Annotated in this window: 10 protein-coding genes and 1 tRNA gene; 8 read left to right on the forward strand and 3 right to left on the reverse strand. The window is 32.3% G+C overall.

Going from position 1 to position 15181, the window contains the following annotated elements; all coding sequences use genetic code 11:
* Nucleotides 1-331 precede the first annotated feature (331 nt).
* On the reverse strand, nt 332-3532 hold the full coding sequence (locus ACH2BP_RS11150) for a protein O-mannosyl-transferase family (RefSeq protein WP_395059897.1): 3201 nt from the start codon (nt 3530-3532) through the stop codon (nt 332-334).
* A 155-nt stretch (nt 3533-3687) separates the two neighbouring features.
* Between ACH2BP_RS11150 and ACH2BP_RS11155 the strand changes: the two genes are divergently transcribed.
* A tRNA-Gln gene (locus ACH2BP_RS11155) sits at nt 3688-3758 on the forward strand.
* 53 nt (nt 3759-3811) lie between these two features.
* On the opposite strand, the gene fbp is transcribed toward ACH2BP_RS11155, so the two are convergent.
* Nucleotides 3812-4819 (reverse strand): class 1 fructose-bisphosphatase, encoded by a 1008-nt coding sequence (gene fbp / locus ACH2BP_RS11160; RefSeq protein WP_395059899.1) that lies wholly within the window; start codon nt 4817-4819, stop codon nt 3812-3814.
* Nucleotides 4820-4941: 122 nt separating this feature from the next.
* Between fbp and ACH2BP_RS11165 the strand changes: the two genes are divergently transcribed.
* The 3 genes from ACH2BP_RS11165 to ACH2BP_RS11175 all read left to right on the forward strand — a co-directional run bounded on the left by ACH2BP_RS11165 (nt 4942) and on the right by ACH2BP_RS11175 (nt 7704).
* Nucleotides 4942-5775, forward strand: coding sequence for a M48 family metalloprotease (locus tag ACH2BP_RS11165; protein WP_395059901.1), 834 nt, complete (start codon nt 4942-4944; stop codon nt 5773-5775).
* A gap of 3 nt (nt 5776-5778) precedes the next feature.
* On the forward strand, nt 5779-6252 hold the full coding sequence (locus ACH2BP_RS11170; RefSeq protein WP_395059903.1) for a GNAT family N-acetyltransferase: 474 nt from the start codon (nt 5779-5781) through the stop codon (nt 6250-6252).
* A gap of 198 nt (nt 6253-6450) precedes the next feature.
* Nucleotides 6451-7704: an aspartate kinase gene (locus tag ACH2BP_RS11175; protein ID WP_395059905.1), complete on the forward strand. Its 1254-nt coding sequence runs from the start codon at nt 6451-6453 to the stop codon at nt 7702-7704.
* A gap of 17 nt (nt 7705-7721) precedes the next feature.
* On the opposite strand, the gene ACH2BP_RS11180 is transcribed toward ACH2BP_RS11175, so the two are convergent.
* Nucleotides 7722-8612, reverse strand: a complete 891-nt coding sequence (locus ACH2BP_RS11180; protein ID WP_395059907.1) for a hypothetical protein — start codon at nt 8610-8612, stop codon at nt 7722-7724.
* Between the two features lie 205 nt (nt 8613-8817).
* Here ACH2BP_RS11180 and ACH2BP_RS11185 point away from each other — a divergent pair, with 205 nt between their 5' ends.
* The 4 genes from ACH2BP_RS11185 (at nt 8818) to ACH2BP_RS11200 (ending at nt 15177) form a co-directional block, all read left to right on the forward strand.
* Nucleotides 8818-9441, forward strand: coding sequence for a hypothetical protein (locus ACH2BP_RS11185; RefSeq protein WP_395059909.1), 624 nt, complete (start codon nt 8818-8820; stop codon nt 9439-9441).
* A gap of 88 nt (nt 9442-9529) precedes the next feature.
* Nucleotides 9530-12946 (forward strand): hypothetical protein, encoded by a 3417-nt coding sequence (locus tag ACH2BP_RS11190; RefSeq protein WP_395059911.1) that lies wholly within the window; start codon nt 9530-9532, stop codon nt 12944-12946.
* 67 nt (nt 12947-13013) lie between these two features.
* Nucleotides 13014-13643, forward strand: a complete 630-nt coding sequence (locus ACH2BP_RS11195) for a hypothetical protein (protein WP_395059913.1) — start codon at nt 13014-13016, stop codon at nt 13641-13643.
* A 127-nt stretch (nt 13644-13770) separates the two neighbouring features.
* Nucleotides 13771-15177: an alpha-amylase family glycosyl hydrolase gene (locus ACH2BP_RS11200; protein WP_395059915.1), complete on the forward strand. Its 1407-nt coding sequence runs from the start codon at nt 13771-13773 to the stop codon at nt 15175-15177.
* Nucleotides 15178-15181 lie beyond the last annotated feature (4 nt).

Here is a 15181-nt window from a genome sequence, read left to right on the forward strand (position 1 = left end):
CGCTACAAAGTAGCGCATATACACCCATATTTGGGTAGATTGTCGCTACTCTTTAGCGATTTCCTCTCCAAATATACTTAAAAATTATAAATCATCAAACTAGCTTTTATTTGATACAAAGATTTTATACTGATATATGCAGCAACCATAATTATTTGGAGCTTTTTTGTGATAAAAAAATATTCTTTCGTCAAATTATTATAACCTTGTGAAAAATAATTATTTTCATAAAAATTATCACAACATAAATATATTACAAAAAAATGCAGTTGTTTTGTACAACAACTGCATTTTTCTAATAATCTGAAATCTTAGGTCTAAAATAAAAATGTTATTCCATATCTCTACCAAAACGTTCGAAACGTTTGTTGTAGCTATTAAAAATCGCTTTTTCGGTATTATAAAAATTATTGTCTTTATTGTTTTTCATAATTTCTAACAATCCTCGGTATCTTTCTATATTGGTAATAATATCGACAGCATTTTCGTTTTGTTCGCTAGATTTTGTTTGGCTAAAATATTTAAGTTCATCTTGGTATTTTGCTTCTAATTGTTTGAGCAAAGTACGTGCTTTTTGCGTTTCACCTAGTTTATAATAACCATCGGCAAAAGGATCGACCATACTATAAAATTCATAATAATCTAAAGGAAGTTTGGTCAGTGCTAATTCGATTATTTTTTTAGCTTTCTCATTTTTTCCTTCGGCAATGAGTTGATTCATTAGTCTTGTTAAATTGGTACGGTACGAAATGCTGTTTTTTCGGGTTTCTGGATCGTGGTATATTTTTGTGCTTTCGCCATTACCCCAATCTAGTTTCATCATGATGTTATACATTTTATCGGCATCGATGCTTCCCATATCAAAACCAGAGGCTTCTTTATCTATTGGTGTTTTTACAGGGACTAGTTTGTAAACCATTCCGTTTAGTTGTAAGTATTCTTTCATCCAGATATAATCGTCGTCTGCAAAAGCACCTGGAGAGAAGTATATAGGGCGTTTCCAATTGTTGTTCCTCACAATGTCTAACATCATCAATCGATTTTTGTATAAAGCATCACCTTTTATATCAACATCAATATAAGGAACAATCGAGTCATTATATTTTGGACTCACCACTTTATTTGCTATGACTCTGTTTTTATCGACAGGAATCCTGATTTTATTACTTGGATAAAATTGAATCATCTGACCGTTTTTCATTTCGATTAAGGTTCTTGGGTCATCGCTAGAAACAAAATCGAAAAATTCTTTTACATCGAGTCTTGATTCGGTTTTTTGATCAAAAACCAAATAATCACGTTTTCCATCGACATAATCTTTGTGTGAAAACGAAATAGGAACTGGTTCCGATTCGTATGCTTTGGCTTTCATTTGGTCGATATACCAATCGGTCATTAGTAAACTGGTGTTTACAATTCGCACATCGGTTCTGTATCCTTCAATTTCTTGTAAGTACCAGATTGGGAAAGTGTCATTGTCTCCAATGGTAAATAGTAATGCGTTTTTATCGCAAGAATCTAAATAGGCTCTCGCCGATGATACTGCGGTACATTTTCCAGAACGGTCATGATCGTCCCAATTTTGAGTTGCCATAAGTATTGGTGCTGCAAAAAGGCAAGCAGTAATGACCACTGGAGCAGCTATTTTAGGTTTAATGAATGCTTTTAGAAAATCGAAAATGGCATATACGCCAATTCCTATCCAAATGGCAAAAACATAAAAGGAACCTACAAGTGCATAATCTCGTTCACGAGGTTCGAAAGGTCTTTCGTTAAGGTATATTTTCAGTGCTATTCCTGTAAACAAAAATAGGGCTAAGACTATATAAAAACCTTTGATGTCTTTTTTTAGATGAAAGAAAAAACCAATAAGTCCGATGATAAACGGTAGGAAAAAATAAGTATTTCGTCCTTTATTGTTTTGCCATTCTGCAGGGAGATTTTCTTGAGAACCTAGTCGAATGCCGTCTAAAAAGTTGATTCCGCTAATCCAGTTCCCATCTAAAGTGGTGTATTCTCCTTGCTTGTCGTTTTGTCTGCCTACGAAATTCCACATCAAATACCTCCAATACATATAACCAAATTGGTACTGAACCATAAAGGTTAAATTGTCGATAGTTGTTGGTTTTTCTATATTAAGATATTGGCCATAAGCTTTTAAGAATTGTTCGTAATCTTCTATTTCTAATTTTCCAGAAGAGTATGATGCTCTAAATTCAGCCACAATATCGGTCAATTCTTGTTCTTCGGAATATTCTTCCTTGATACTAAAATTGAGCACGTTTGTAAATTTCATATAATTTTCGGCATGCTCCGTACTCCACATTCTTGGTAGAATAGTCTTGTGATTGTCATCGCTGTTTTGAGTTCCGTTTTTGTAATTATTTACAATAACATATTCGCCTTTTTTGTAATCACGCTCGTAATTTGGCTTTTCGTCGGTGTACGGATTGTCTTCATCTAATCCTGCATAAGTATCCGAAAATTGTGGGCCATAAAACAAAGGATTCACGCCATATTGTTCCCGATTATAGTAAGCTAAAACCTCACGAGCATCAGAGGGTTTATTTTCGTTAATAGGTGTATTTGCATTGGCACGAATAGGCAACATCATCCATGTAGAAAAACCTAGCATGATAAATAATACACAAAGAATTAAAGTATTGTAAAGCACTTTGCCTTTTTCGTGCGTATATTTTAATCCAAAATAAAACAAGGCAATAAGAAGTAAGATAACAAAGATGGTTCCTGAATCGAAAGGCAATCCTAAACTATTAACCATAAATACTTCGGCAGTACCAAAGAAAACCATAGTCCAAGGTAATAATAATTTGAATATAAAAAGCAAAACAGCTACCACCACAACATTGGCAATGATGAAACTTTTTACGGAAATGTTTTTATAATTTTTAAAATAATATAAGAAACCAATTGATGGAATGGTTAATAATGCCATGAAATGAACGCCAAAGGACAATCCGACTACCAATGATATTATTAGCAGCCATTTGTTACCGCGTTCGGTGTGCATTTCTTCTTCCCAGCGCAATCCGAGCCAAAAAAGAAGTGAAATAAATAGTGTAGCCATTGCATAAACTTCGGCTTCAACCGCATTATACCAGAAACTATCAGAGAAAGTGAATGCTAAAGCGCCTACAAAAGCACTTCCTAAAATTGTAATAGAATTGGTTTTGTTCAGTTCCGCAAATCCAGAAATTACTTTTCTTAAAATAATTGAAGTAGACCAAAACAAAAACAAAATGGTAAAAGCACTCGAAAAAACCGACATCATATTGACCATCAAGGCAATATGTTGCTTGTCTAAGGCGAACATTGCGAAAAACGCACCAATCATTTGGTATAAAGGCGCTCCCGGCGGATGACCAACTTCTAAATTTGCTGCCGTTGCGATATATTCGCCACAATCCCAAAAACTCATAGTAGGTTCTACAGTAAGCGAATAAACGATTAGGGCGATAAAAAAAGTAAGCCAACCAAGGGCTGTATTCCATTTATTGAAATTGAAAGACATAAATTTTTGGTATAATTATTACCTTACAAAGAAACTATTTTTTTATCTAAACAAAAGGTTAAAAATAAAATTTTAATTTTTTTTGACTAAAACCTTGCAGAAAATAAATATTGTACTAAATTTGCACTCGCAATAAGGAATTATTGTTCACTTATTGGCCCATGGTGTAATGGTAACACAACTGTTTTTGGTGCAGTCGTTCAAGGTTCGAGTCCTTGTGGGCCAACAAAAAACCCTTCAGAAATGAAGGGTTTTTTCGTTTATAATTATTTCAGAAAATTATTTGGCATTTGCCATAAACTCTTCCGCTTTTTCGACCATATTGTAGCTACCGCAGAAAAAAGGAACACGTTGGTGTAATTCTGTTGGTTGCACTTCCATAATGCGACCATAACCGTCAGAAGCTTTTCCGCCAGCTTGTTCGGCTATAAATGCCATAGGGTTGCATTCGTAAAGCAAACGCAATTTTCCTTTTGGTGCTTTCGAACTAGTTGGATAAATATAAATCCCACCTTTTATCATATTTCTATGAAAATCGGAAACCAAACTTCCAATATATCTAGAAGTATAAGGACGATCACCTTCTTCTGATTGGCAATATTTAATATAATTTTTCACTCCTTGCGGAAAATGAACATAATTCCCTTCATTCATCGAATAGATATTTCCATCTTTCGAGTATTTCATGTTTGGGTGCGAAAGATAAAAAGTTCCAATAGCTGGGTTTAATGTAAATCCGTTTACGCCATCGCCAGTTGTGTAAACCAACATCGTCGAAGTGCCGTAAATAACATAACCTGCAGCAACTTGATTGATACCTGGCTGTAAGAAATCTTCAATAGTTACTGGAGTTCCTACAGGTGTAATTCTTCTAAAAACAGAAAAAATTGTTCCTACAGAAACATTAACATCAATATTTGAAGAACCATCAAGTGGATCCATCAAAACCACATATTTATTATTATGACTGTTATCTGAGCCAGCAACTGTGATGAAATCGTCATTTTCTTCGGAAGCAATTCCACAAACAATTTCGCGATTTATCAGGGTCTGAATAAAAATCTCATTAGCATAAACATCTAATTTTTGTTGGTCTTCACCTTGAATGTTTTGTTCTCCTGCAGCACCAACAATATCTACCAATCCTGCTTTGTTTACTTTATAGTTTACCACCTTTGCGGCTAGCCTAATCGAATTGATGATTCGAGATAATTCTCCCGATGAGTACTGAAATGATTGTTGATTTTCAATAATAAACTCACCTAATGTTTTGTTGCGTTCTTCCATTTCTAGATTAATGTAGTTATTTATGCAAATATCGATTATAATTTTCGAAAACATTACGTAGATAGAGATAAAATTATTCTAAAGTTATTTTATATTTGTTGTAAATAAAATTCACAAAAATCATGAATACAAAATCGATGTTTTTAACAATATTTGTTGCTTTTTTTAGCTTTTCTAATGTAAATGCGCAAATAAATTTAGGAGAAAAAGCTTTAGGTGCTTTGCAAAAAGGCATTGCAGGATTCACTTTTAGTGATGAAGATGCAGCAAAATTATCGAAAGAGGCGGTTGATAAAATGGACAAAGAAAATCCAGTTGCAGGGCTAAAAGACGCTTATACAATTAGATTAAACAAATTATTTGGCAAACACAAAACCGAAAACGGATTAGTACTTAACTACAAAGTATACAAACTAAAAGATGTAAATGCATTTGCCACTGCCGACGGAAGCGTTCGAGTGTTTTCGGGCCTTATGGACATCATGGACGACAACGAAATTCTTGCCGTAATAGGTCACGAAATAGGCCATGTTGCCAATCACGACTCTAGAGATGCAGTGAAAGCGGCATACAAAAAAGAAGCGCTTTTAGATGCGGCTGGTTCTCAATCGGACAAGGTCGCAGCGGTAACCGAAGGTCAAATAGGGAATATTGGTAAGGCTTTGATGAACAATAGTCACAGCAGACAACAAGAAACAGATGCCGACACTTACTCGTATGATTTTATGAAACGTAACGGTTACAATGTAAATGCAGTCGAATCAGCTTTTTCTATTCTGGCAAAAATGAGCGAAGGAACAGATTCAACATTTATTACAAGAATGATGAGCTCGCATCCTGATGCAAAACAAAGAGCCGAAAATGCAAAAGCAAGAGCGCAAGCTGACGGATTATATAAAACGTATGTCAAAATTGTAAAGGCTAAAGCAAAAACTACAGTAAAAAAGAAAAAATAAGGCATGATTATTAGAAAAGGACAAAAAGAAGATATGCCAGCTGTTTTAGATTTAATAAAAGAGCTGGCTATTTTCGAAAAAGAACCCGATGCTGTTGTTCTTACAATCGATGATTTAGTTCGAGATGGTTTTAGCGACAAGCCGCTTTTTTATACCTTTATTGCTGAGGTTGATGATGAAATTATAGGGATGGCATTGTATTATTACCGTTTTTCTACTTGGAAAGGCAGAACCATTCATTTAGAAGATTTAATCGTAAAAGAAAATAGTCGAGGAACAGGTGCAGGATATGCTTTATATTCTGAAATTATGAAGCAAGGCAAAAAAGACAACGTTCGCCGAATAGAATGGAATGTGCTCGACTGGAATACACCAGCCATAGATTTCTATAACAAATCGGGCGCAAAATTACTCGAAGATTGGCGCGTTGTCAATATGGACGAAGCCGGAATAAATGCTTTTCTTGCAAAAAAATAAATAAATTTGGGCGTTACCACAAGGGTCGGGGTATTCGTTACAATCCACGCAAAAAAGCGTGGGATTTCCACTGCTATCCCTAACGCAAAAAGGAACCTAAATAAACAATAGATTTTAGCATTTTAGGATAAAAATCTAAAATCTAAAATCTAAAATCTAATCCCGAAAGCTTTCGGGACTAAAATCTGAAATCTAAAAATGAGAATATTCAAATTTGGTGGTGCATCTGTAAAAGATGCCGATGGTATAAAAAATGTTTTCGACGTTTTACAAAAAGTAGGTTACGAAGAAGTTCTGCTCGTGGTTTCGGCTATGGGAAAAACAACCAATGCTCTAGAATTAGTAATTAAAAATTATTTTGATAAATCGCCAGATTTAAATGCTTCTGTTCAAGAAGTAAAAAAATACCACAATCAAATTCTGTTAGATTTATTTGAAGACGAGGAAAGCGAAGTTTTCCTTGATGTTAATGATCATTTTGCAGATTTAGAATATTTTTTGCGAAGTAACAAATCTCCTAATTATAATTTTGTGTATGATCAAGTGGTAAGTTTCGGAGAAATTATTTCGACCACAATTCTGAGTCATTATATGAATTTCAGAAACATTAATACACAATGGTTAGATGTCCGTTCGTATATAAAAACCGATAATACTTATCGTGATGCTGAGGTAAATTGGGAAATTACTCAAAAAAATATCTCGAAAATTGCTAAGAAAAAATCACTATTTATTACCCAAGGATTTCTTGGTGCTGACGAAAACGGATTTACCACAACATTAGGACGAGAAGGTTCGGATTATACCGCGGCTATTTTCGCTTATTGTCTTAACGCCGAAAGCGTAACCATTTGGAAAGATGTTCCTGGTGTGATGAATGCCGATCCGCGTTATTTCGAGAATGCAACTCTGCTTAATCAAATATCGTATCGCGAAGCCATCGAATTGGCTTTTTATGGCGCCAGTGTCATTCATCCAAAAACTTTACAACCATTGCAGAAAAAAGAAATTCCGCTTTATGTAAAATCTTTTATAAATCCTATGTTACCTGGGACAAGTGTATCTAAAGGAGAAGATTTAGAACCGAAAATGCCTTGTTTTATTGTCAAAAAAAATCAATTATTGTTATCACTTTCATCAATAGATTTTTCATTTATCATGGAAGAAAACATCAGCGAAATTTTTAGTTTATTACATCAGCACAAGATAAAAGTAAGTTTAATTCAAAACTCAGCAATTAGTTTTTCAGTTTGTTTAGAAGATAAGTTTGGTAATTTTAATGAATTAAAGAAAACATTATCTAAAAAGTTCAAATTGTCGTACAACGAAAATGTATCACTTTATACGATAAGACATTTTGACGAGAAAGCATTTCAAATGGTCGAAAAAAATAAAACCGTTTTGCTAAAACAAATGAGTAGAGAAACGATGCAAATCGTTACTAAGGAATAGGGTTTTCTTAAAGATAATTAATTAAATTTTTTCTTGTTTCCATCGAATTTTAAATAAGGATTGTCTAGAATATTTACTTCTCTGTTTCTTATTAAGTTAGATCTATAATCATGATCTAGTAAGTGAAAATAGTATATTTGTTTAACCCAATCAGCATTTTTAAAAAGACGTTCGTTTGTAAAAAAAGGGTGGTATTCAATATTTCGCAAATCAAATTCTTTATTAAATTCTTTAATAGCTAAAAGTTCTCCGCATTTTGTGTTATGATGCGGCAATGAAATATCGTCAAAATAAAGATATGTTAGTGGCAAAAAATATTGTGCTTCAAAAGCAAATAATTTAAAAACATCTTTAGTAGAGCTGTAGTAATCAACATCAATAGAAATATATCCGATTGGTGCCTCAAAAGATATTTCTTTTTTAAAATCATCTAGATTTTCTTTTATTGGTCCAAAAATTATTTTTGCCTTTCCATTTATTTTTTCTAATAATAATTCTTTATTCATAGGGTAGTCACCTGTGTTGTAATACTCAGGATGATCTCTGTAGTCGATAGGTTTCGGCATTCCTTTGGCAGTATCAAATCCGAAAATTTGAATTTCAACACCAGTAGTTTTGGTTACTTTTTTTGATATTTCAATCATGTTCATTAATCCAGCACCATTTGCAACTCCAAATTCAATGATGGTGATTTTTTTCAAACCAATTTCTTTTGCTTTATCGGCAGCTTGTAATATTCCAAAAGCATTATAGGGTCTCAATATTAAGTCATATTCTACCTTTTTTCTAAAGGATCCAAACAGAAAAACAAAAAGGCTAAAAATATTTAAATGTAAAGGTTCAGTGAGACGTTGCTTGTATATTTTACTCCAAATCCTTCTTTCAAATAATCTTTTAATGAAAACCATATTTCAACATAATTTATTTAGGCTAAAATACCATTTTACAATCATAAAAAACAAAAAAATAAAAGAGTTTTACTAAAAAAAATGAGTAGATAAAAGATCTAAATCATGACTAGAGGGTAATTATTTAAATTATAATTTGCTAAAAAACAAAGACTTATGTTGGTAATTAGTAAATTTGTATAATAACAATTAAATACTAATTATTATGAAAAATTTATTTAAACTAAGATTAATTGTTTTTTTACTTGTCTTTTGTCAAATCATTGTCTTTGCTCAAGATAATAGAATTAAAATTTACGAAAGTAAATCAGGAGATGGCACTTGTGCTATTGTTTTTCCTAATGATTCAGAACCATTAATCGTAATGACAGGTAAAGGAGATTGTACGATTTCTAAGACTATGGCTATAGACGATTGGCAAGAAATGGCAGCTTCTACAGTTGTAACAATGAGTGTCAGAGAATCTCCGACCAGAGCAAGTGCATCAATCTCAAAAGAAATCAAATCACCTAGAGATATTGCGACGGGACAATCATCAGGGAAAAGACAACACAAGCCTTATCAATTAAGTAATTTGTCACTAGACGTTTTAGATCAGGATTCAGATGACGACGGTGTTGAAATTTACTCTTTTTCATGGGGAATGTCTAATAGTGGTAGTAGCAGTAGTTCAATGGCGGCAGGAAAAGCAGGATATAATGTAAAAAGCAATGTGAAAGCCAGAACAGTATCGTCTTCAATTAGTTGTTGCTCTAGCGGGGTTTGTACGGTAACGGTTTCGGTAGATAAAAAACACACAAAATCAGGTCATGTTACTCTACTAAAATAAGCCATTGCATTTATACAGAATTCCAAAATATTAAAATAGCTTTTTTCTTTTTATTACAATATCTTTGATGTTTTGGAGTTTTTTCTATATGTCTAAAAAGCAGTTTTTTTTACTATTTAAATTTCTTGTACTTTTTTCGCTAAACTCTTTGGCTCAAGAAATCAATACGCCTTATCAGTCAAAAAAAATCACTGTTTCTAAAGATTCTATTCAAATAGACAACGTAAGTATAAACGCTAGTTTTTTTAAATTACTTGATGCCAAAGGAGAAACTATCGATACTAGTTTTTACAAAGTAAACTTCTCTAAAGGTTTATTAGCATTCAAAAACAATTACATAACTTCCGATACACTAACCGTACGTTATTTAAAATTTCCAGATTATTTAACTAAAGAATACACTATATACGACAAAAGTCGAGTTGTAAATAACGATAATGGTCTGGGGAATTTATACAAAGTTTCTAATGATAGTTTCAAAAAATTCACACCATTAGAGGGACTTACAACTACGGGAAGTATCTCACGAGGAATTACTATTGGAAATAATCAAAACACATCAGTAAATTCGAATTTAGACCTTCAAATCACAGGAAAATTATCAGACAAAGTAAGTTTGAGAGCTTCTATTCAAGATAGTAATATCCCATTACAAGAAGGTGGATATTCTCAAAAATTAGACGAATTTGATCAGATTTTTATCGAACTTTTTTCAGACAAATGGAGCGTTCGTGCCGGAGATTTATTTTTAGAGAACAGAAAATCTAGATTTCTGAATTTTAATAAAAAAGTACAAGGTTTGTCTGCCCAATTTACTTTAGGAACACCTGAAAAGAAAACCGAAATTTATGCCTCTGGAGCGATTGTTCGCGGACAATATGCAAAAAGTAATTTTATAGGACAAGAAGGAAATCAAGGGCCATACAAACTAAAAGGGCCAAATGGAGAATTGTATATACTGGTAATTTCGGGTTCAGAACGAGTTTATGTAAATGGAATTTTACTAAAACGAGGCGAAAACAATCAATACACCATCGATTATAATGCAGGAGAAATTATTTTCACTTCACTTTTTCCCATCACTTCCGAAATGAGAATTACGATTGAATATCAGTTTTCGGACAGGAATTACACGAGATTTGTAACTTATGTTGGCGCAAATCACGAAGAAGAAAAATGGAGTTTAGGCGGTTATTTATATTCTGAAAACGATGTGAAAAATCAATCTTTGCAACAAAATTTATCGCCAGAACAAGCTCAAATATTAGTTATGGCTGGTGACAATCAAAATGCTATGAATGCTTCTTCGGCAGTGTTAGATGTGTATTCTGATAACAAAATTTTGTACAAAAAAGTAATGGTAAGTTTAATAGAAACTTTTGAATATTCTACTAATTCACTCGATGTTTTGTATAGTGTAAAGTTTAGTTTTGTGGGTAATAATCAAGGGAATTATATTGTTTCGAACACAATTACAAACGGAAGAGTTTTCAAATATATTGCGCCAATTGCTGGAATTCCACAAGGAAATTACGAACCAATAATTAGATTAATTGCCCCAACAAAGATTCAAATTGCTACTGTTTTAGGAAAATATAATCCTAGCGAAAAAACAACTGTCGATTTTGAAGTTGGAATTAGCAACAATGATAAAAATCTTTTTTCAGGAATTGATGAAAATGACAATCAAGGTTTAGCAGGAAAATTAAACTTCAAACAACGATTGTTATCCAAAAAATGGCAAGTTGATGTGTTTGGAAATTATCAACTTATTCAGAAAAATTTCAAAACTATCGAACGATTATTTACTATCGAATTTGACCGTGATTGGAATTTATCAAATCCGTTAGGAAACCAGAGTTTTGTTACATCAGGATTGTTATTTTCTTTGGCAGGAAAATCTAACTGGAAATATCAGTTCGAAAAATTAGATTTCTCAGAAAGTTTTTCAGGAAATCGTCATGTCATTTCGGGCTATTTTAAACATAAAAACTGGTTATTTTCTAACGATGGAAGTTTTCTAAACAGCGATGGGAATATTTCAACTTCCAAGTTTATTAGAAACCAAACACAAACAAAATATCATTTTAATAAAAATTGGATTGGTGGTAGTTTTCGATTTGAAAATAACCAAGAAAAAGTAAAATTGACCAATCAGTTTTCTAATTTGAGTCAACGTTTTTCTGAATACGGAGCACTTATAGGAAGAGGAGATTCGACTAAAGTTTTTGTCGAATTGGGTTATCTAAAACGTGTAAATGATAGTTTGCAACTGGGTATATTAAAACGTGTAAACACATCACAATCCTATTATTTAAAATCGAAATTAATTCAAACGGAGAAAAGCGATTTATCAGTTTTTGTCAATTACAGAAACTTGAAATTTGAAGATCCAATTCGTGGTAGCGAACCGTCATTAAATTCTAGATTGTTGTATAATGATCGTTTTTTTAATCAATTAATTCAATCTACAACAGCATACGAAACGACTTCTGGAGCGATTCCGCAACAAGAATTTAGTTTTCTGGAAGTAGATCCCGGAAAAGGAATTTATGCTTGGAATGATTATAATGGAAACGGAATTCAGGAAATTGAAGAGTTTGAAATCGCGCCTTTCCCAGACCAAGCGAAATATGTAAAAATATTTCTTCCTAATCAGATTTTCATCAAAACGCATCAAAATAAATTTTCGCAATCGCTTACTCTAAGTCCAACGCAATGGCAAAATTCTACAGGATTTAAAAAAATGTTGTCTTATTTTTATAATCAATCTTCCTACTTAATAGAGAGAAAAATAAAACGAGAAAATGATAATTTCGATTTGAATCCATTTTCGACAAATAGCCAAAATTTATTGGGATTAAATTCGAGTATTCGCAACAGTTTATTTTACAATCGAGGTAAGCAAAATAATTCGGTAACCTATACTTTTATTTCTAATAAACTAAAAAACTTGCAATCTTCGGGCGAACAAGAAGCAAAAAACGCATCGCATCAGCTGCAATATGATCATTTACTAAAAAAATATTGGTTGTTTACTTTGTCTGGAAAAATATCTGAAACCAGTAACAATTCCGAGAATTATGCGAGTAGAAATTTCGAAATAAAAGGCAATCAATTAGAACCAAAAATTTCTTATTTGTTTTCTAAAAATGCGAGTTTAGATGTTTTTTATGAAAGGCAAAACAAAGACAATAAATTAGGTGATAACGAATCATTAAAACAAAACAAATTCGGGACTTCGTTTAGTTTTTCAAGCGAAAAGAAACTAACTATAAACGGCGAATTTTCATGGTTTGATAACAAATTTATTGGTGACGAATTTTCTCCAGTTGCTTTCCAAATGTTAGAAGGATTACAACCCGGAAAAAATATGACTTGGCGCTTGTTGTTACAAAAGAATTTGACGGAATATTTAGATATTAACATTAATTATTTGGGAAGAAAAAGCGAAACAACAAATACAATTCACACGGGAAATATCCAATTGAGAGCTTATTTTTAAGTTTAGGCATGCTTTTTGTAAAAAAATCACTAATTTTAAATAATAAAACTATAAAACTAATCAAATCATGAAAAAAATCTTATTGTTATGTATGGTTTTTGTTTTCTCAAATAGCTTTTTTGCTCAAGAAACAGAAACAGCGGCTCAAAAAGCCAAAACTGAAAAAGTAAGGAAAGCTAAAGAAAAAGCTGACGCTAAAAAAGAAGCTCTTAAAAAAGAAAAAGCAGAAGATAAAAAAGCTGCAACAAAAGAAAAAGCGGATGCAAAAAAAGAAGCTGCAAAAGTAAAAAAAGCTGAAGATGCTAAAGCAAAAAAAGAAACTTCAGTAAAAGCTAAAACCAAAACAGAAGCCAATAAAGCTGATGCAAAAGTGAAAGGCGAATCTAATAAAGCGATAACTAAAACTAAAGCTGAGTCTAACAAGTCAAAAACTAAAACTACTAAAGTATCTGCCGAAGAAAAAGCAGTTAAACCTGCAAAAGAAGTTAAAACAAAAACATCTGAAACTAGGGTAAAAGCAACAAAAACTGTTGCTAAAAAAGAAAGAGTTTCAACCGAAAAAGCAAATCCTAATACAACAGACAAAGTAACTGGAGAGTATAACGGAAAGAAAGTTTTTACTGGACCTCGTGGCGGAAGATACTACATTAATAAAAACGGAAACAAAACCTATATCGATGATGAGCAAGGAAACTAATCATCATATTTAAAATTATAAAATGGTCACGTATGTCGTGACCATTTTTGTTTTTAAGATATTCAAATTTTATTATGATTAAATTGTATTTTTGACGTTTTTATTCAAAAGACAAAATAAGTTAAGCATGAAAAAATTAGTTGTAATAGTATTCCTTTTTTCTTTTTTCATCAATTGTAAAAAAGAAGAGCCAAAAATCACAGCAGAAAAAAAATTAGAAATTGCATCAATATCACCAAAAATAGAAGAAAATGCTGTTATTTATGAAGCAAACATTCGACAATATTCGCCTGAAGGAACTTTTAATGCCTTTACTAAAGACATTTCAAAACTTAAAAAATTAGGTGTAAAAATCCTTTGGCTTATGCCAATTCACGAAATTGGTATCAAAAACCGAAAAGCAACAATTAATTCTGGTGTTGATGAAATTGCTGATTCGATAGAAAAGAAGAAATATCTCGGAAATCCTTATTCAGTCAAAGATTACAGAAGTATAAATTCTGATTTTGGAACTAAAGCTGATTTGCAAAAACTCATAAAAACAGCCCACAAAAACGGTATTTATGTCATTATAGATTGGGTTGCCAATCGCACCGCTTTTGATCATGCTTGGGTTATGCAACATGCGGAATATTATGCGCACGATAAAGAAGGTAATATAAAGATATCGCAAGACAATAATGACGTTGCTGAGTTAGATTATAATAACCCAAATCTTCGCAAAGCAATGCTCGATGAAATGAAATATTGGCTTACAACTTATAATATTGATGGTTTTCGTTGTGATTTAGCTGCCGAAATTCCAACATATTTTTGGGAAAGTACAAGAACTGTATTAAATAAAATCAAACCTGTTTTCATGTTAATGCAAGCTCAAAAACCTAAGTTGATGGCAAACGCTTTCGACATGCAATATGGTTGGGAATCTCATTACATTTTTAATGAAATTGTAAAAGGAGAAAAAACCGCAAAAGATTTTGATAATCTTATCAAAAAGAATGATTCATTGTATCAAAAAGATGATATTAATATGAATTTCACATCCAATCATGACGAGAATTTTTGGAACGGAACCGAATACGAAAGATTAGGGAATGCTGCCGAAACCTTTGCTGCGCTTACTTATGTGATGCCGGGAATGCCGTTAATTTATAACGGACAAGAATATGATTCGAATAAAAGATTACCATTATACGAAAAAGACACGATTCCTCATACGGTTGGGAAAATGATGGCTGTATATGAGAAATTAGGTAAACTAAAAACAGAAAATGAAGCTTTAAACGGCGGAAAAAATCCAGCTTCCTACAATCGTTTGTTAACTTCTAATGATGTTGATGTTCTTGCTTTCGAAAGAGTAAAAAAAGACAAAAAAGTTATTTTTATTGGTAATCTATCAAAATCAAACAAATCATTTACAATTCCAATCGAGGGATTTTTTACCGATTATATGTCAGGTGAAAAAATAGAGTTCACAAAGAATCAGAAATTAAATTTTAATCCTTGGGAATATAAAATCCTAATTGTAGAATAATTTT

The organism is Flavobacterium sp., assembly GCF_043756175.1.
Classification (GTDB): Bacteria; Bacteroidota; Bacteroidia; order Flavobacteriales; family Flavobacteriaceae; genus Flavobacterium.